16 protein-coding genes are annotated in these 20,126 nt (G+C 37.5%); 5 read left to right on the forward strand and 11 right to left on the reverse strand.

What is annotated here, in order from left to right; all coding sequences use genetic code 11:
* Window positions 1–72: 72 nt before the first annotated feature.
* The 3 genes from K0B81_00585 to K0B81_00595 are packed head-to-tail and all read left to right on the forward strand — an operon-like array spanning window position 73 to window position 2,055.
* Window positions 73–624 carry an epoxyqueuosine reductase QueH gene (locus tag K0B81_00585; GenBank protein MBW6515095.1) on the forward strand — a complete coding sequence of 184 codons (552 nt, stop codon included), beginning with the start codon at window positions 73–75 and terminating at the stop codon, window positions 622–624.
* Window positions 625–659: 35 nt separating this feature from the next.
* Entirely contained in the window at window positions 660–1,613 is a 954-nt protein-coding gene (locus K0B81_00590; GenBank protein MBW6515096.1) for a hypothetical protein, read from the forward strand.
* Window positions 1,606–2,055, forward strand: coding sequence for a hypothetical protein (locus K0B81_00595; protein ID MBW6515097.1), 450 nt, complete (start codon window positions 1,606–1,608; stop codon window positions 2,053–2,055). The genes K0B81_00590 and K0B81_00595 overlap by 8 nt, the downstream gene beginning before the upstream one ends.
* A gap of 5 nt (window positions 2,056–2,060) precedes the next feature.
* Here K0B81_00595 and K0B81_00600 read toward each other — a convergent pair whose 3' ends face one another.
* The gene (locus K0B81_00600; GenBank protein MBW6515098.1) at window positions 2,061–3,812 is read right to left on the reverse strand and encodes a SurA N-terminal domain-containing protein; all 1,752 of its coding nucleotides are present in this window, start codon (window positions 3,810–3,812) and stop codon (window positions 2,061–2,063) included.
* A gap of 283 nt (window positions 3,813–4,095) precedes the next feature.
* Between K0B81_00600 and K0B81_00605 the strand changes: the two genes are divergently transcribed.
* Window positions 4,096–6,702 (forward strand): T9SS type A sorting domain-containing protein, encoded by a 2,607-nt coding sequence (locus K0B81_00605; protein MBW6515099.1) that lies wholly within the window; start codon window positions 4,096–4,098, stop codon window positions 6,700–6,702.
* A gap of 102 nt (window positions 6,703–6,804) precedes the next feature.
* Here K0B81_00605 and K0B81_00610 read toward each other — a convergent pair whose 3' ends face one another.
* The gene (locus tag K0B81_00610; protein ID MBW6515100.1) at window positions 6,805–7,089 is read right to left on the reverse strand and encodes a hypothetical protein; all 285 of its coding nucleotides are present in this window, start codon (window positions 7,087–7,089) and stop codon (window positions 6,805–6,807) included.
* Between the two features lie 61 nt (window positions 7,090–7,150).
* Entirely contained in the window at window positions 7,151–7,528 is a 378-nt protein-coding gene (locus tag K0B81_00615) for a GNAT family N-acetyltransferase (protein ID MBW6515101.1), read from the reverse strand.
* Window positions 7,529–7,826: 298 nt separating this feature from the next.
* On the opposite strand from K0B81_00615, the gene trxA reads away from it, so the two are divergent.
* On the forward strand, window positions 7,827–8,138 hold the full coding sequence (trxA, locus tag K0B81_00620) for a thioredoxin (GenBank protein ID MBW6515102.1): 312 nt from the start codon (window positions 7,827–7,829) through the stop codon (window positions 8,136–8,138).
* Window positions 8,139–8,207: 69 nt separating this feature from the next.
* Here trxA and K0B81_00625 read toward each other — a convergent pair whose 3' ends face one another.
* From K0B81_00625 to K0B81_00660, 8 genes are all read right to left on the reverse strand, one after another.
* Window positions 8,208–8,810 (reverse strand): IMPACT family protein, encoded by a 603-nt coding sequence (locus tag K0B81_00625; protein MBW6515103.1) that lies wholly within the window; start codon window positions 8,808–8,810, stop codon window positions 8,208–8,210.
* A 16-nt stretch (window positions 8,811–8,826) separates the two neighbouring features.
* Complete coding sequence (locus tag K0B81_00630) at window positions 8,827–12,243, reverse strand: FAD-dependent oxidoreductase (protein ID MBW6515104.1); 3,417 nt, start codon at window positions 12,241–12,243, stop codon at window positions 8,827–8,829.
* Between the two features lie 20 nt (window positions 12,244–12,263).
* Window positions 12,264–14,033: an NADH-quinone oxidoreductase subunit NuoF gene (nuoF, locus tag K0B81_00635; GenBank protein MBW6515105.1), complete on the reverse strand. Its 1,770-nt coding sequence runs from the start codon at window positions 14,031–14,033 to the stop codon at window positions 12,264–12,266.
* 13 nt (window positions 14,034–14,046) lie between these two features.
* A complete protein-coding gene (gene nuoE, locus K0B81_00640) occupies window positions 14,047–14,502 on the reverse strand; it encodes an NADH-quinone oxidoreductase subunit NuoE (protein ID MBW6515106.1) in 456 nt (151 codons plus the stop codon).
* Between the two features lie 35 nt (window positions 14,503–14,537).
* Window positions 14,538–16,436 (reverse strand): ABC-F family ATP-binding cassette domain-containing protein, encoded by a 1,899-nt coding sequence (locus K0B81_00645; GenBank protein ID MBW6515107.1) that lies wholly within the window; start codon window positions 16,434–16,436, stop codon window positions 14,538–14,540.
* A gap of 211 nt (window positions 16,437–16,647) precedes the next feature.
* A complete protein-coding gene (locus tag K0B81_00650) occupies window positions 16,648–17,283 on the reverse strand; it encodes a radical SAM protein (GenBank protein MBW6515108.1) in 636 nt (211 codons plus the stop codon).
* Window positions 17,280–18,497, reverse strand: a complete 1,218-nt coding sequence (locus tag K0B81_00655) for an amidohydrolase family protein (GenBank protein ID MBW6515109.1) — start codon at window positions 18,495–18,497, stop codon at window positions 17,280–17,282. The genes K0B81_00650 and K0B81_00655 overlap by 4 nt, the downstream gene beginning before the upstream one ends.
* Before the next feature lie 6 nt (window positions 18,498–18,503).
* Window positions 18,504–19,691: an electron transfer flavoprotein subunit alpha gene (locus K0B81_00660; protein MBW6515110.1), complete on the reverse strand. Its 1,188-nt coding sequence runs from the start codon at window positions 19,689–19,691 to the stop codon at window positions 18,504–18,506.
* Between the last annotated feature and the right edge of the window lie 435 nt (window positions 19,692–20,126).

Consider the following 20,126-nt stretch of genomic DNA (forward strand, 5'->3'; position numbering starts at 1 on the left):
ACAGCTATAGATTGATTAATCAGTGTTCTTTTCTCTTGACGGGTTAGTAAAGAGAATTATTTATTTTCTGCTATGGAAAGAGGAAACAAGAACCGTTTATTGATGCATATATGCTGTGCACCATGTTTGATCGCACCTTATACTCATTTGAAGAGGGAAGGCGAGTATGACATAACCGGTTTTTGGTTTAATGACAACATTCATCCCTATCAGGAATATAAGAGAAGACTCGATACTTTTTTAGAATGGAGTGCAAGAGAAGGTTTTAACTATCTAATAGAAAAAGATTATCAACCGGAACCATTTTTTCAAAGAGTATCGGGCAGAGAGAAAGATCGCTGTTATTTTTGCCATTATTACCGATTGAAGAAGACGGCAGAATTAGCTAAGAAAGAAAATTTTGATGCTTTTTCAACTACCCTGCTATATAGTATCTATCAAAAGCACGATCTGATCAGAAAGATAGGGGAAGAAATAGCAAACAATATTGGGATCAGCTTTTATTACCGGGACTTAAGGGAATTTTGGCAAGAGGGGATTACTCTCTCGAAAGGGGAAAACATGTATCGGCAGCCATATTGTGGTTGTCTTTATAGCGAAAAGGAAAGGTATTGTAAAGATTGAATTTTGAATAAATGATATCAAATAGGAAAAGATAGATGAGCAAGTTTAAAGAAATTGATCTGACAAGTCAGAAGAAGTATTCACTCTCAGTCAGAGAGAGCAAAGTGGATAAAAGTCTTTTTTATAGAACAGGTAGAACGAATGAGTTATCATCATTTGTTTCGAGACTCCCCGATATCTTACAAGCAAAGGGTCTAAAAGAGCTTTTAGATAAGTGTTATATTGCTCATAAAGAAGGGAAACCTGTTATCGTTGCTCTGGGCGGACATATAATTAAATGCGGTCTCTCACCTCTACTCAACGAGCTCATTGATCAAAGGATAATATCATGTTTAGCCGGCAATGGGGCAGTAGCAATCCATGATTTTGAATTAGCTTTATCTGGTAAAACTTCGGAAGATGTTGCATCAGCTCTTGAAGATGGAACTTTTGGTATGGCACAGGAAACAGGTGAGCTTATCAACAAGGCAATTACGACAGCTGCCGTTGAAAAACTCGGCTTTGGTGAAGGTTTGGGCATTTTTATTGAGCAATATAAACCACCGAATAAATCGTTATCAATATTAGCGAATGCTTATAATAAAGATATTCCATTTACCGTCCATGTAGCTTTGGGAACTGATATTATTCATCAGCACAAAGAAGCAGATGGAGCAGCAATTGGTGAGTGTACTTTACGTGACTTCCGGATCTTTTGTGAGCAGGTCAAAGGACTAAATGACGGTGGAGTCTTTCTCAATCTTGGCTCAGCAGTGATCATGCCTGAAGTATTCTTGAAAGCAATAACTGTGGTTAGAAATCTCGGCTATTCTTTAAATAACTTTACTACAGCAGTATTTGATATGAATCTTCATTACCGACCCAGAATAAATGTTGTGGAAAGACCGACCTCAAAAGGGGGAAAGGGTTACTATTTCGTTGGTCACCATGAGATAATGATCCCGTTCTTTTTTGCTGTTCTTCAGGAGAGGATACACAAAAATGCGTAAGTTATTGTTGCTAATTGTACTTTTTCTGCTTGCAGCGGGTTTATGGAGCTATGATAGCGGTAAAAAACCTTTTCAGGCGATGTTCCTTTCATTAGCTATTCCCGGTGGTGGACAATTTTATAACGAGTCTTATTATAAAGCTGCAATAGTTTTTGCTTTGGAAGGATATTTCATTGGCAGGGTAGTGTATAATAATAAAAAAGTAGATGATTATTACGACCTTATGAAGATAACTGAAGGTGAAGAGTTTCTGGAAAATGAGAGGTTATATAACCGTTACTATATAAGACGGCAAAATGATCTTTGGTGGTTGGGAACAGTGATCTTTTTCTCTATGGTTGATGCTTTTGTAGATGCCAATCTATATAATTATGAGCAAGAAAGAGAGAAAGTACACATTATATTCGAGAATAGTAAGATCGGGATCGGAATAAATTTCTAAGTTTTTTATCTCAGGCGATTTCGCCAGTCATGGACTTTAGCGTTAGCTTTTTGTTCTTGAAACCATTCATTAAATAGTTCATCACCTCTGTTTTTGATTATTCTTTCTCTAATTAGAGAACGGACTGCCGTCGTCAAGTAATCTGTGTCAGCAGCATCAAGCCGGTGTACTATTCCAAGATAAACGCCATTTTCTCCTACAACAGGTTGAGCAACAGTTCTATTTCTACCTGATGGGAACATAGCTCGTGTCAGGTGGATAGGATCAATTTCGGGGAAATAGGTATTGATTGAGAAGTTATCAAAATGAAGCACTGGAAAACCCTCTTTCTCTGCTTCTTCTATTATTCTATTATAGCCGAATCTTCGTTGATACGATGCAGCTGTCTGTTTTGCTAGTTCAAACTGTCTCTTTTTTTGTAGTAGTACTTGTATATCATCATATACTACCTGTAATGGAAGAAAATCACGACTCTGGTTATCGACTACCTCTACAAGGACGAAAGCTTGTAGTTGGTTATGGGAAATCGGTTCAAAAATAGCACCCGGACGGGCATTAATAGCTCTTTCAATTAAGCCATCACTCTTACCAAGATAAGGGATAAATGGATCTTCAGGTTTGACAATATCCGTTGTATAGATATCTAGATCATACTCATAGGCAGTATTTTCTAATCCGAGTTCTGTAGCTAGTTCTCGTATATTAACAATTCTATTGTATAAAAGCTCCCGGGTTCGTTGTGAAGGACGATGTTTGATGAATATTTCCCGTAGTTTCACCATATTCCGTGTTCTAGCCATTAGTTGATAGATCACCCAGCCATCAGTAACTGCAAATGGTCTGGTAAATTCTTCCAACCGCAATCTTTCCAAATCATTGCGTATTCTTACAGGAAAGTGTTCTAATTCCATAAACGGCATCTCACCTCTATTTACTGAAGTCTGAGAATCGGATAAATTACCGGCTAATATCGGGAAAGGAACATCATCCATTAATTCGGTATAGATAGAATCAATCTTGGTTTTTGTAGCAAGAGAATCTAAAGCACTCGGTTTCAAGGGGAAGATAACATACTTGATTTGCGCATAGGGTTCTGTTAAATAATCAAAGCGATTTTCATTATAGTAATCTCTAATTTCACGGTCGTAAATAACAACATTCTCAAAATGTGAGGGGTATAGACAAATGATCGATGCGTCAGCAGAAGAGTTTAAGGCAAGATATTCGTCACGAATTTCCTGTTCAGGAATATGATAATTAGCAATGACTTTCTCTTTCAGTTTAACACGGGGAACGTAGGTCTCTGCATAGTCCCTAACCAAAATAGATAAATCAACGGGATTATTCGTTAAGAGTGATTCACGATATTTTTCATGGTTAAAAATCCCATCTTCGGTAAACAAGCCAGAATTAATAATCACTGCAGGAATGTTGGTAGTTAAAGTATCAATCACCTCACTATATGATACAGTGATATTAAACTTGCGAAGCTTTTCTTCAAAGATATTTCTTTCGACAATATTGTTAAAGGCTTGATTGCTTAATTGTTCTCTAGTAACAGTGTCAGGAGTAAATCCTGTGGTAACTACATAGTTTTCGAACTGATAACGTTGTGCTATCATGTATTCTTCATAGGTGATAGGCCGGTTGTTTACCATACCTATATAATTACTCGGTCTTCTTGAGCAACCGCTATTGACAATTGCTAAAATAATAGTAGTTATCGTTACTATCAATAAGATTTGGTTTCTTTTCATCTGATTTTCCTTCTATGTAACTCAACCCTCCCATAATATGTTTCTTGTCAACTTATTCTGCTCAAGAATAGCACATAATCAATCTTATATCTTTAGGGAGCATACGAGTCGGCTCTAACCGACTCGTATGCTCCCTAAGGATTACTCATTTTTCGAATAGGAGTTACTCTTTAATGCATTTGTCAAACAAAAAATCAAAAACTACGATTTCAAATGTTTTCTCTGCTTGACAAAAAAACCAAACTATTCATTAATAAAGAGAATCTATCAAGGGAGGCAGATTATGAAAGCTCAACAGCTATTATTCTATTCATTATTAATGTTTTTCTTATTATCCTGCAGTCTTTTTGCTAATGAGAAGACAGTAGAATGGTATGAAGAACAAGGACTAATACCTGAAACATTTAGAGAAGTAACCCAAATTCAAGGTACAAGATCTTTAAGGGAAATTCCGGAAGGGGGGTTAATATTAATACCGGACAGTACTCCTAAACGGGTAATGGCATTTGACCCGCAAACCGGTGATTTAATTGATGCTAATTTTATACCGCCTTATCCCGATTATTTATCAACACCAATCCACATTGTTATGAATGCAGAAGAAACCGGATTTTTAATGACAGACCAGTTAAGGGATTTGGTGCTGAAGTTTAGTTTAGATGGTCTTTATGAAGGGATTTTTGCTCCAATTGGTGGGGTTGATAATACGATATTGGACAATATCCGGGGTATGTTTGTTCGTGATGATGGACATTATCTGGTAACTGTAGCAGCGGGTGGTAATGCTCATGCTATCGCGGAATTTGATTCAAACGGTCAGTATTTGGGAAATTTCATTAACAATGGAGCAGGTGGCTTAAATGGTCCTTGGGACATTATCTACAGACCGGATTTTAATGATTATCTAATTAGTACCAGTGGTAGTAATGCAATTCACCGGTATGATGAAAACGGTGTATCTTTAGGGATGTTTGTGCCTTCGATCAACTTTCCCGAACAGATGCAGTTATTACCGAATGGTAACGTTTTAGTAGCAACCTTCAGTGCACCGAGTGGTGTCTATGAGTTTAATAGTCAAGGTGTACAGGTAGGATTTTATGGACCTGTGACTGCTCTACGTGGTGTTTATGAATTACCTAACGGCAATATACTGGTTACTAATGGCACTGGTGTATATGAGATAAATAGACAGGGAGCTTTAGTTGATACAAAAATTGCCGGAGTCAGTGCTCGCTTTATAACATTTGTAGGTCATGGTGTTGGTCATAGCATTCCTTTTGAGGAGGATTTTGAAACAGGTTCACTTCCAGAAGACTGGCTACAGGAGTATATAGAAGGTACCAATGATTGGACTTTTCAAAACGGAGGTCATTTAGGGTATCCTTCTGATGCATATGAAGGCGATTACAACGCTCTCTTTTATTCGGCTACAGTCGGTCATAGTACAACCCTGATCACTCCGCCGCTATTGATCGGCAACGCTATAAATCCGGTACTTCGGTTCCAGCATGCTCAGGCAGTTTGGGGTACTTCTCAGGACGAGCTTAGTGTTTATTATCGAATTGGTGACGTTGGTGATTGGGTTCTCTTAGAGAGCTATAATATGAATGTACCTCAATGGACGGAGAGGATGATAAGTTTACCGGAAGCAGATGATCTCTTTTATATTGGCTTTGAAGCTATTTCTGGTGGTGGATATGGTGTCTGTATTGATATGGTAGAAGTATTTGACCATGTTTACCCGATCATGGAGGTCACACCTTTGGCTATCAATGTGATTCTCGTTGAGGGAGAAAGCACAACAGAATCACTTACGATCAGCAATGTCGGAACAGCAGATTTAGAGTATGAGATAACATTTCAAGAACCGGCTGCATGGTTGACTGTTACTGCACCGACAGGAACAGTTTTACCTAATGAATCTGTTAATGTAGATCTGGAGATTGATACTATTGATCTTACAGGTGGTGAAAACTATAGCGCAACTTTGATAGTTACCGATAATTACTTTGGTATGGAGATCAATGTCACGATAAGCTTATATGTAGAAGAATTGATTCTCAATCCACCTCTCAATCTCTCTGCTGAGATAGGGATGTTTTTTATTGAACTTTCTTGGGACGAACCGATATCTAATAATCGCAATTTACTCGGGTATAATCTATATAGGCAGGATAGTCCTGAGGGTAATTTCGAACAGATAAATACCGTAATTATTGCTCAAGAGTATTATCTTGATGATGAACTACAACCCAGTATATACTCCTACTATGTAACGGCTGTTTATACCCAGGGAGAATCAGATCCTTCTGATGTTCTGGAAGTTTTATTACCAGAGCAGGTTGCACTCCCGACAATTGAGCCAGAACCGGGAGTTTACAACGAAACGATATACCTTGAACTTTTCTGCGATACTGAAGAAGCTAATATCCACTACACATTCTTAGATGAGGTTCCCGATGAAGATTCTTCACTCTATGAAGTGCCGATTTATCTGGATCAATCAGCAACAATAACAGCTCGAGCTTTTAAAGATGGTCTGTTTCCAAGTCCTCTTCTCATTGCTGAATATACTATAGTGGTTTCTGCTGATGATGTGACAAACTTAGCACCAGTAACGAATCTTTACGCTGCGTATCCCAATCCATTCAATCCCAATACAACAATAACTTTCTCACTCGCTGAACCATCACAAGTGAAGATTGAGATCTTTAATATTCATGGTCAAAAGGTGAAAGCACTGATTAATGAAACGAGGAATTCAGGTCTTCATACACTCCATTGGGATGGTAGTAACGAGGAAGGAAAATCGGTGAGAAGCGGTATATATTTCTATAGAATGACCGTGAACGATTTCGTATCAACCAGAAAGATGATGCTTATTCAATAGAGAGATAGGTCTCAGTAGTAACAAGAGCTGTTAAGATAATTAAGGGACATAGGACTAAATCTCTATGTCCCTTTTATTCTATTGTGCATTTTATAGTTGATTCTATCTTCTTTTTCTACGGGTTAAGGCAAAACCGCCAAAACCACCGAGTATTGCGATATAGAAGCCAAAGTCATACCACCAACCTACGTTGTTGGTCTCGTATATACGCACACTGGGGTTAAAGATGTGCCAGATCAAAGATACCGGAGCTATCCAGCCATGCCAGATTCCCCAAAGAAAACCTGCTCTTTTAGTTTCATGATGACCCGAAACTCCGGGAGCACAAGCAGACAAGATCAATGCAATAATCAATAACAAGCACAACATAACAACAAACTTTTTCATAATCTACCTCCTCTTAGATATTAAAGATTTGTTATTTGAAAAATAAATTGGTCAATGAGAATTATTTGGGGATCCACATCGCTGAAATATTATCCTGGAAACCGCACTTAGCGTAAAAGTCTCGATTACCTTCAGTAAAAGTTAAAAAGAAGTAAGTTCCTTGAAATCTTTCGATCAATCGTTTCATCATCTCCTTTGCAATACCTCGCTTCTGATATTCGGGCATAACTACGACATCAAATATGCTTGTATAATAATGATTATCCGAAATAGCTCGAGCAAAAGCGATCAGCTTGTCGTTATCATACGCTGTAATGTACCATGAATTTTGAAATGCATTAACGATATTATCCAAAGATTTATTCCAGCCAACACTTTCAAAAACCTGCATAATTTCTTTAGCAGTAACTTTATTGTTCTCTAAGTATTCAATAGCCATCGAATCTCCCTTCTTTTTTGTCTCATTAAGGTGAATATATTTTACAAGAGAAACAGCTATACCAGAAGTTTCGGTCAAGAAATATTCAGGAGAAAATATCCTAGATACAAATCATTAGAGCATCTTTAGTTAGGATTTATAATGCTATATTAGTTGTAGCAAAGGTTTCATAGTTGTTTTAGATAAGAGTTTTCAGATCAAAATTTGAAATGATCTCTGATATTTTTTGGAAAAATTGTTGCTAGTAGAAGAGAAGTAATTATCTTTTAAGCATAAGAAAAAAAAAGCTGGAGGAAAAATGGCAGTATTAGAGTTAAACAAAGATAATTTTGAACAAGAAATTGGTTCTGGAGTAGCGTTAGTAGATTTCTGGGCACCTTGGTGTGGCCCGTGCCGTATTATCGGTCCTGTTGTAGAAGAAATTGCAGAAGAGATGCAAGATATAAAAGTAGGCAAAATCAATATCGACAATAATCAAGATTTGGCAGTACAGTTCAATGTAATGAGTATTCCGACTATTATTATTTTCAAAGACGGCAAACCAATGAGTTCTTCAGTTGGAGTCGTTTCCAAAAAAGCACTGATAGAAAAGATCCAAGCAGTTCTATAAAAAGGATATCTCAAGCATACAAAAATTTCAAAGGGATAGGATTTTCTATCCCTTTTTTGCTGTGTAGATTTATAATTCTGTTTTAAGTAAGCGATATTTTAAGAGACCGGCGTCTTGATTGCTTTGCAGGAATTCCTTTAATCCGCTATTGGCAATGGTATTTGCGTAGATTGTAACTTCTTCCTGATAATCTGCTGAAATTATTTCGGCACTCAATTCATTTATAGCGTGCTTTATCTTATCAGCATGAGCATAGTCGGTTTTGATTTCCCAATAATCTTTGAGGATCATCTCTTTCAGAGTTGCTTTGTTAATCGTTTCTTCTGCTATATGACGGTAAGCATCTATCAACCCTCTGATCCCTAATTTTACTCCTCCGAAGTAACGAGTTACAACAAGAACAACATTCGATAGTTCATGTTTGTGAATAGCTCCCATAATAGGTTTTCCAGCTGTTCCCGAAGGTTCTCCGGCATCGGAACAGTGACTCAACTCTCCATTGAGACCAGTTCTATATGCCCAGCAATTATGAGTTGCCTCTCGATATCTGGAAGCGATACTGTTAATAAGAGTTTTTGCCTCTTCTGGCGTTGTACACTTCAGCAGATTACCTATAAAATGAGATTTTTTAATATGCTCTTCGTATTCGACTTCTTTTTCTATCGTAAACATCGGATGCTAAACTATTTTATATGGCAGCAACATCTTCTTCAGTAAAATCATCATGGCAGCTCTCTTGAATCTTATTCAGATATTTCCATTGAGCTACATTAGCTTGTATGATCTGTTGACCTGTTGTTTGGATTTTTTCGATAAATTCCTTTAAATCGTCACAATTGAAAGCTTTCTTTTCTGGAAGAGAATTTAGATGCCTTTCTGCTCTATTTAACCAGATAGTTGGTTCAATCCTTTCCAATGAAATCAAACCAGCTTCATAGAGTATCTGTAATAGTGATGGGAAAACTAATGATTGAGTCGGATTATTAAAATGTCTTATAGTACTATCATCAGAGATAACAGAACCTTCAAATTCCAGATATGTTGGTTTTGGAAGGATGAGATTTGCTCGATAATCCTTATCAAAGTGACTGTCAACAGCTACTACAAAGCAAGAATTATTGAATTCAATTTTCGTATCTAATAACTCTCCATAAACGAAGAGGAAATCATTATCATCAATTGGAGCAAGCTCATTGATCTGGAAAGTCCGGAAACCGTTGATATTATTCCAGTCGGAAGTTTCCAAAATCCCTGAACCTTTTTTAAAATTGCATACTACTAAAGCAGAATCCCAGATTTTCTTCATAACCTTTTCTGGTATCTTGTTTCTATTATAGATAAAGATAGTTTTTTCCGAGTTTTGTAATTCAGGATTGGCTTTAGGAAAATTGATACTAAAATTCTCCAGACCTTTAATAAGGTCTTCTTCCTGATAAAGGTCATCAGCAAACTGGTTGAATCTGTTATCAAAGTTAATTATTAAGGTGAGTTTCTTCCCGTTCCTTTGCTGATAGCGACAAATAGTTCGCAAAGTATGGCTTATCTCTCCGATAATAACTATGTGGTCTGTTTCCTCCAGATCTTGATAATTTAGATTATTCTTCCACTCGGTTAAAATATTATCAGTAAAGAGTCTTTTGAAAGATTTGGAAGAAAGAATTGCATTACTTTTTTCTGCCAGTTCCTTCATTAACAGTAACTCTTCGTTAGTGTTGTGAGGAGATACGAGAAAAGCCCTGTTTTTTGACTCATTATATCGCTCCTTAATTATTGCCGCTGCAGTTGACCATGTTATGGTTTGCCAGCCATTATCAGTCTTTAATAGAGGTTCTGTAACTCTTTGTGGAGCAGAAAATGCCTGCCAACCGAATCTGCCATAGAAACAGAGGTTACGTTTATTAAAGTCAAGTTTTTCAGGATGAGTTATATACGATATGTTACCCATACTTAGGTGAATACCAGTACTACATCCTGTTCCGCAGATCCCACAGCTCTGGTTTACAACCTGATCTTCCAGAGGATAATGCTTCATAAGCTGGTTCTTTTCAGTTAAAGCACCAACGGGACATACTGTTATACATTTACCACAAGCTTCACAACTAGTTTTTGTTAGAGAATCAGCAAATTCAGGAGCTACGAGTGTAGTAAATCCCCGATAGATATAACCGAGAACTCCGGCACCTTGAACTTCAGCACAAATGCGTACACAACGACCACATTTGATACATTTGTTAGGATCTCTTAGAATGAAGGGATGTGTTTCATCTATCGGATGTTGATTCTTGTCACCGAAGAAGAGAGCATTATCAACCCCATACTCGGTGGCAAAATCTCTTAATTGGCATCTATAATTAACCATACATCCGCATTCTAAACAACGATCTGCTTCATCTAACGCCTGTTCATCTAAAAATCCTAATTCAACCTCTGAAAAGTTCTTACTTCTCTCTTCCGGATGTAGTTCGGGCATCTTACATCTCGAAACTTTTGGGTACAATTTATACAGCTTATCTTCCATTCTGGAGAGCTTTTCAGCTCTCAAAGAAGTGAATGGTTCCTTATCTATAATTGAATCATCAATTATACCTTGTTGTAGATATTTATCAATATTTTCTGCAGCTCTACGACCGTCTGCTATGGCCTCAATCGCTGTAGCAGGTCCCAGACGAAAATCACCACCGGCGAAGACATTCCTCAATCCTGTATAAAGAATTTTCTCATCAACATCGGCTGTTGACCAACGGGATAGAGGTAATATTTTGCCATCTACCTGATTAACTTTCTCAGCAAAGAGGTCAATATCGGGTATTTGCGAAATAGCAGCAATTACAGTATCATATTCTTCATTAAAATACTCTCCAGTGGGCTCTGGTCTTCTTCTACCGCTGGAATCGGGATCTCCTAACTTCATTTTTTCCATTACTATTTCACGGATACCATTTTCATCTCCGAGGTATTCGACAGGGTTAGTCAGAAAATGAAATTTGATACCTTCTTCTTCTGCAGCATCGACTTCATAAGCTTCGGCAGGCATCTCTTTACGTGTTCGACGATAGACAATTGTTACTTCGGCACCTAATCTTCGGGCAGTCCGGGCGCAATCAATTGCAGTATTGCCGCCTCCGACAACTGCAACTTTCTTACCTGTTTTAACTTCTTTACCTAACATAAAGTCTTTTAAGTAATCTACACCTAAATAGCATCCGGGAAGATCGCTTCCTTTGACATTCATCGGGACTGCTTTCTGCGCTCCCAAAGCGAGATAAACAGCATCATAGTTATTGCTCAAGTCTGAGAGATTGATATCTCTCCCGAGTTCCACACCTGTTTTGATTAGCATACCGTTACTACACATTAATTCAATCTCTCTTCGTAGTATCTCTTTGGGAAGTCGATATTCGGGGATGCCGTATCTTAACCAACCACCTGCTTCAGGAGAAGCTTCAAAGACGGTGACTTCATAACCTTTGTTACTCAAATAGTATCCACAAGTCAGTCCGGAAGGACCAGCACCGACGATGGCAATTTTCTTGTCTTTATCTTCTTCTTTAGGAGGGACATAAGACCAGACATCATTTAGATCAATGTCAGCAGCATAACGTTTTAATTGACGGATAGCGATTGGATCCTCTACCAAGGTACGACGACATTCCTTTTCACAGAAAGCAGGACAAACTCTCCCGATAGATAGTGGAAGTGGAAGAGTTTCTTTAATTACTTTTACAGCTTCATGTTGTTGATTGTTGGCAATCAAAGCTAAATAAGATTGAACATCTACATGGTCAGGACAAGCAATTTTACATGGTGCTTCACAATCCGCATAATGATCCGAGAGGAGAAGTTCCAGAGCCATTTTACGGGCTTGATAAATATCTTCAGAATCGGTGATTATTTCCATACAATCTAATATTTCTGTACCACAAGAAGTAACAAACCCTCTTCTATCTTTAACTTTAACGGCACAAACCCAACAGGAACCGAATGGTTTCAACTCTTCATCATGACACAAAGTTGGGATATCTATACCCTTTTCTCGGGCTACATCTAAGATAGTTTTACCTTTTTCTGTTATGACTTCTTTACCGTTGAGAATAACCTTTATCATCTTTTAAATCTCCTCAATCATCATTTTTTGATTATAGCGGCAAATTTACATGAATCGAGACAAACACCGCATTTGATACATTTTTCTATATCTATTTGATGTACTTTCTTCACCTCGCCACTGATGGCATCAACAGGGCATTTACGAGCACAAACTGTACAACCGATACATTTATCAGGTATGATCTCATAACTGATAAGGTTAAGGCATACTCCAGCAGGACATTTTTTCTCTTCAATATGTGCCAAATATTCATCTTTAAAATAGCGAATGGTTGTTAATACAGGGTTAGGAGCAGTTTGTCCCAATCCACAAAGTGAGCTGTTAATGATATTAACTGCCAGATCTTCGAGTAACTGTAAATCTTCTACTACCCCTTCTCCATCGCATATCTTGGTCAGAATCTCTAACATGCGTTTCGTTCCTACTCTGCAAAAAGTACATTTTCCACACGATTCATTTTGGGTGAAGTTAAGGAAAAACCTTGCTACATCTACCATACAAGTAGATTCATCCATCACAACCATACCACCAGAACCCATTATTGCACCGGTTTTATTAATGGAATCGTAATCTACCAAGGTATCAAGTAAGGAAGCCGGCACACAACCACCTGATGGTCCACCTAACTGTACAGCTTTGAATGGTTTATCTGTTTTCATACCTCCACCGACTTCATAGATCACCTCTTTTAAAGTCATACCCATCGGAACTTCTATTAGTCCACTGTTCTTGATCTTTCCGGCAAGTGCAAAGACCTTTGTTCCCTTGCTCTTTTCGGTACCATAAGCAGCAAAAGCTTCTCCTCCGTTAATAATAATCCAAGGTACATTGGCATAGGTTTCCACATTATTGATATTGGTTGGTTTTCCCCAAAGACCGGATTGAGCAGGGAAGGGGGGTCTTATATTCGGCATTCCTCTTTTCCCCTCTATTGAAGCCATCAATGCAGTCTCTTCACCACAAACAAAAGCCCCGGCACCCTCCTTAATATGAATTTGGAAATTGAAAGCTTTCCCCATTATATTGTTGCCGAGACACCCCTTTTCTTCAGCATCTTGGATAGCTATTCTCAAATGTTTTATTGCCAGAGGGTATTCAGCACGTACATAAATATAACCTTCGTCAGCTCCAATTGCATAAGCAGCTATAAGCATTCCTTCCAGAATGCTGTGCGGATCTCCCTCCAGAATGCTTCTGTCCATAAAGGCACCTGGATCACCTTCATCAGCATTACAAATAACATATTTCTTTGTTCCTGGAGATTGTCGGGCGAATTGCCATTTTAATCCCGTTGGGAAACCGGCACCACCTCTACCACGTAACCCTGATTTTTTTATTTCTCCGATCACTTCTTCACAACTCATCTCATTGAGAACTTTCTCCAATCCTTTATAACCATCACGAGCTAAATAATCGTCTATAGATACAGGATCAATGATCCCAGCATTACGAAGCACTATTCTTTTTTGTTTAGCAAAATTGTTGTCTTCCATACCTGTCTTTTGAGAATTAAGGACAGTTTGCCCAGGTAGTTCCTGAGAATTCAGGAAGGATTCAATTAGATCTGCTACTTTCTGTGGTTCTACACTACCATATAGTACGTTTTTATCATCAGTAATAAATTCAACAAGAGGTTCCATAGAGCAATAACCGATACATCCAGTTCTCTTAAGTTCTATAGTTCCATTTTGAACTGCCTGATTTTTTTTAAATTCTTCATATACGGCATCAGCACCAGCAGCTAAACCACAGCTAGCCAGACCGACTTTTACTGTTAACTTGCTCAAGATTTCCTCCTTCTTAATATGTAGCTATGATCTCTGCTATCTTGTCGGGATTAAGCTTACCATAGGTAGTTTTATCGATCATAATTACCGGTGCCAAACTGCAACATCCAAGACAGGCGACTTCGAAAACAGTGAATTTCTGGTCTTTGGTCGTATCTTCATCACCGGTGAGTTTTAGTTCATTTTTAATGGCATTCATAATAGTATTAGCTCCGGATACATGACAGGCAGTTCCTTTGCAAACCCTGATTGTATGTTTTCCTTGTGGTTTAAGCCGAAACATGGTATAGAAGGTTGCCACACCATAGATATCGGCTGCTCCTATCCCTGTCTTTTCTGCTACATACTGCATTGTTTCTCGGGATAGGTATCCTTCTGACTCTTGTACGTCTTGAAGCAGTGGAATTAATGCTCCCTTGCCGGTACCATACTTATCAATTATCGAATCAATTGTTTCCCAATTCTTCATAATTTCTCCTTTTTATAAATCATGACAACATACAATCAATTATTACTATGAGAAGATAACTTTTCCCACCTTTCCAGATATTCAAGATATTTCTTTTCAATCATGTATAATTCATCGGAAATTTTCTTGAATTCTTCAGCTTTTAACTTATTGGATTCAGTTGCTATTTTTGAATCCAGGTCTGCTTTCCTTTTCTCTAAATCTGAAATATTCGTTTCTAATTGTTGCAATTCCCTGACTACTTTGAAAGATGGTTTATTGCTTTTTTTTTCAGGGCGAGAAAGCATTCTTTTCTTTAAACTTTTTCTTACAGTATCGAGATTCTCTTCGGCAAAGTACTTTTTCACTAAAAGGTAATCTGAGTAATTGCCGGCAAATTTACGGATTTTGACCCCATCAAAGATAAAGAGATAATCTATTGTCCTGTCGAGGAAGAAACGATCATGAGAAACAACAAGTAAGCAACCTTCAAAAGAATCGAGATAATCTTCCAATATCTCCAGTGTCCTAATATCGAGATCATTTGTCGGCTCATCTAGAATGATGAAATTAGCACCAAAGATCAGTGATTTTAAGAGTTGTAATCTTTTCTTCTCTCCTCCGGAGAGGGTTGAGAGTTTTCGTTGTTGTTCTTTACCTGTGAAGTTAAATCGCTCTAAAACTTCACTGACATGCCGAACTTTACCATCTGAGGTTCTGATATTTTCACATACACTTTTAATGTATCCAGTAACAGTCATATCTGCAGGTAAATCCTCTTGCTGCTGTTCAAAAACAGCGAAATGAGTATTGATACCTTTTTTGATATTGCCACTATCCGTTCGTAGTTCACCGGTTAAGATTTTTAACAGGGTTGTTTTTCCAGTGCCGTTGTTGCCAATAATACCAATTCTCTCATGTTTTTGAAAGATATGTGAAAAGTCTTCAAAGAGAGGAAGATCATAACTCTTCGAAATATTACCGATCTCTAATATCGTTTTACCAAGTCGATGAGAAGGGAAGGTTAATTCAATATCCTTATCATCAGTAAGATAAGATTTGTCCAATAGTTCCATAACCCTATCGACATGATCCTTTGGTTTGGAAGTTCTAGCTTTTGCACCTCTGGCTAACCATTTTAATTCCTTTTTGAGTTGTGATGCTCTTCGTGACTCCTTTCTAACTCTATCCTGTATCTGTAACTCTTTTTGTTGCAAATAGAATGAGTAGGTTCCCTTATAACTATGTATATTTGAATCTTCGATTTCAATAATTCTGGTACTAACACTATCCAAAAAATACCGATCATGAGTGACAAAGATTACTGTTCCTTGATAGTTTATCAGATGATCCTGTAACCATTCGATAATATCAGTATCCAAATGATTTGTCGGCTCATCCAATAAGAGTAGATCCGGATTATAAGTCAGTACTCTTGCCAAATCGAGTTTCCTCAATTGACCACCGGAGAGGATGTTTGCCTTGATATCATATCTGGTAAAACCGAGTTTGTTTAGTATTGCCAAAGCATGGTATTCTACCGACCATGCCCCTTTTCTCTCGATCTCTGAGTATAGTTTCTGCTGTTTGATTAGAAGGTCATTTTCAAATTGGTATGCTAACTGCTCGGAGAGTTTATGATACTCTCGTAGTAGTACAAAATCAGGATTGTCACTGTGGTAAATATGTTCAAAGAGAGTACTTTTAAGATTGATCAAAGGTTCTTGAGGAAGATAATCTATCGTTAAGTTCTTTTTTCTAGTGAAAGTACCACTATCGGGTAAGTCCAAGCCGGCAATAAGGTGTAAGAGGGTGGTTTTACCACTACCGTTGTTTCCTATGAGGCCGATTCTTTCTCCAGAAGATATTCCCAATGTAACATCCCTTAGTATGAAACGCTCTGTATAGCGTTTGCTGATATCCACTCCGGATAAGATACTCTCTTTACTATTCAATGTTGCATCCTAACGATTATAATATGTATGCACAAAAGATTGTCTATCACTATGTTGTCTATAAAAAAATGAAAATTGTCCTATTTTTCTCCACCCAGTGGTGATTAATTACTCACTTAACTAGTTTTAATGGCTTCCAAGTAGCTGATAAGCCGTTATAGATATTGCAAAAATGACAATATAAGGAATATTTGTACCGTAGTCCTATACCTTATTTTGCTTCCTCTCCATGCCAGATATACTTATGAAGTTGTAATTGTAGTCGTACAGGTAATCTATCTTTCAGTATCCAATTAGCCAATAAATGGGGTTGTAATCTGTCCGGTACAGGGGAGAAGAGGATCGGAAGATTTGAAATTGAGTTTTCAGCTAAAAACTCTTTGGCAAAGATATAATCTTCATAATTACTCAGAACGAACTTTAACTCATCCTGAAGAGTGAGGAATTGGATATTAGTCAATAAGAAAGGGTCCTTACATCCGCTTCCAGGACACTTTACATCAACAATTTTGGTGACGAAAAACGGGACTTTTTCTAAGGAGATAGAACCATTGGTTTCCAATAAGATTTTGTACCCTTGTTTGTTCAATAGATCAAAAAGACGGTAGATTTCTGTTTGAAGTAGGGGTTCTCCGCCTGTTATCTCGACCAAATTGATAGGTCTAAACTCTGAAATTTTTTCTACAATATCTTCTGTTGAGAGTGAAAATGCTTTTTCATAACTATAAAAAGTATCACAATAAGAACAGCGAAGATTACAACCGGCAAGGCGAATAAATATACAGGGTAGTCCGGCAAAGGTTGATTCTCCTTGAATACTACAGAAAATTTCCGAGAGATCGATCATTTTTGAAAGGGGAGATAAGGCAGTTCTTTTTTATATCCGAGAATATGATTTATCTCATCCATTATCTTTTCCGGATGCCCAATAACAAAACGCTCTTCTTGATTATTAGAGAAGAAATAATAATCCTCATCATTTATATCAAAGTGATTGAGAAGCTCTCGCGAACCGTAGATGGGTAATCCCTCATACAGCAACAATAGAATATCATGATAATTAACTCTCATCAAATTATCAAAGGGGTCTGCATCCTTAGCTTTGATCAATAATATGCTGTTTTTAGCTTTGTTTGATAAGTGCGAAAAATCAGAGGGAAGTAAAAGAGCTTTAGCAGCATTCTCGGTAATCATTTTATAATAAGTTTTTGGCTCGATATGAGGATATTTATTATAACTATATTGGATCTCATGCAGAAGGTTTATTGAACCTGACAGGGTTGAATCTGTTCCGATAGTAACATTAACTCCATGCTTTAGACAAGCATCTATATTAAGAGTTTTGCCGATGAGATTAAGATTGGAAAAAGCACACCAACAAATAGAAGTTCCGGTTTCAGCACACTCCTTAATCTCTTTTTCAGTCAGTGATATACCGTGAATTAATAATGTATTTGGTTGCAAGAGACCTAGCTCTTTTAAAAGCTCAAATTCTTTGCCGGTCTCTTTGTCTAAACCTTCACCTAGATGGACAATAAACGGTTCTTTACCTTTTGTTGCTTTCCATTCCTTAACTGGATCATCATCCCCCCAAAAATTTCCTAATGATAGTGAATGGCACTGTCGATAATTCTTTATGACTTTTATAGGGAAGAGGGAATAGTAGCTATTTTTCTGGCGTGGTGCATGGTCTTGGACTGTCGAGACACCAGAGAGTAAATTTTTATATGCACCTAACTGAGCTAGTAGTCTTCCTCTCCCATGCATAAAATTCATTGGGAGGGCATTCATGAATATTTTGTCCCGTTCTTTAACGGAACTAGAATCTCTCATTTCGTTTACCCAGATTTGCGCATTAGGGTAGAGATCATTGTCTCTGGCTGGTGGATACCAATTACCGATCAAATGATCATGAGAATTGATAAAGGGTTTATAAGCAAAGCACTTTTTTAGGATAATACTGCTGACAGTATCGTTTAAGAGAGAACTTTTTATCTCAATAGTTGTATCTTTTTCTGCAAGTTCAGAATGATAAATTACTGTATCAACAGTGATTTTCATGCATTTTTACTCTTTTGATTGTAGTCTTTTTGTTAGTTTCGGAAGGATCTCAAATAGATCTCCAACAATTCCCACATCAGCAATTTTGAAAATCGGAGCATTAGTATCCTTGTTTATAGCGATGATATAGTCAGAGGATTGCATACCTGCTAAATGCTGTACTGCACCAGATATTCCAACTGCTATATAAATCCTTGGTTTAATAGTTTTGCCTGTTTGACCAACTTGATGGGGATAAGATACCCATTCTGCATCTACAGCAGCCCTTGAAGCACCTACCGCAGCATCAAGAACTTGAGCCAAATCCTCAATTAAAATAAAATTCTTCTTTTCTTTCAAACCTCTGCCACCGGAAACGACAAAATTAGCTTCCGTAAGGTTCAAAGTTTGGGTAAAATCTTTCTGAAAACTAACAAACTGGGCTTTACTATCATAGTTTTCAAAGGCAATAGTTTCGCTAATGATCGTGCCAGAGCGTTCCTTGTCTTCTGCTAAAGGGGTCATAACTTTATGTCTGACAGTGGCCATTTGTGGACGATGATTAGGTGTTAAGATAGTAGCCATGATATTACCACCAAAAGCTGGACGAGTTTGCAGAAGGTTTCCGGTCTCCTCATCTATAGCAAGTCCAGTACAATCAGCAGTTAAACCTGTCTTTAGTTCCACTGCTACTCGAGGAATAAAAGATCTACCGATTACAGTTGCACCAGCTAAGATTATCTCCGGTTTATACTTTTGGGCTATTTCAACAAATGCTTTAGTATATGACTGATCGATAAAATTATGGAGTTCCGGATCATCAACAACTATAACCTTGTCAGCTCCAAAAGCGATCAATTCTTCGGTTAGATGCTCTACTTGATAGCCAAGTAAGATAGCAGTCAATTCACACTCACGAGTAGCAGCAAGTTCACTACCCTTGCCCAATAATTCGAAGACAACAGGAGCTAATATACCATCACGTTGCTCAGCATAGACCCAAACACCTTGATAATCTTCTTTGTTAACAACTTCTTGTTGTTCTTTGCGAATAAAAATGGCTTCAAATGGACAAGCACTGACACAGGCACCACATAAAGTGCATTTATCAGCGATAATTTCAGCAGTTTTATCTTCAATTATTATCGCATCATAAGCACACGACTTTAAACACAAATTACATCCTACACACTTGTTTGCTATTACTTCAATCATTAAAACTCCACCTTCGTTATCTATCTTGTTATATCTTTAAACCCTTTCCTATTAGAGAGTTAATTTTTTAATTGTGATTTAAGTCAAGTCGTTTCATAAAAGATAGTTGTTTGTCAACTATTTTGTTCAATGTTGAATATTCTGAGGACTTATATCAATAGCTTTATCTCTTTGTATTCATTCGAGTAAAAACAAATTCTTCTTGTTAGAAGAGAATGGCAAAATTCAGTTTTATCTAAACTAAATCATTAGGAGCCCTACGACTCGGATATGGCCGACTCGTGGGGCTCCTATAAGATTCTACTTAAATTATCAAAGGTTCATGTTATTAAAATGACTCTAAATCTCGTAAGTAAAATCATAGAGGGAGTGAGAAACGCTTTTTAAACTATTCTGTGTATTGTGTTAATAGATGAGCCTGCCGGAAAATTTTCA

The sequence above is a fragment of the Candidatus Cloacimonadota bacterium genome, from assembly GCA_019429305.1.
Lineage (GTDB): Bacteria > Cloacimonadota > Cloacimonadia > Cloacimonadales > JAJBBL01 > JAHYIR01.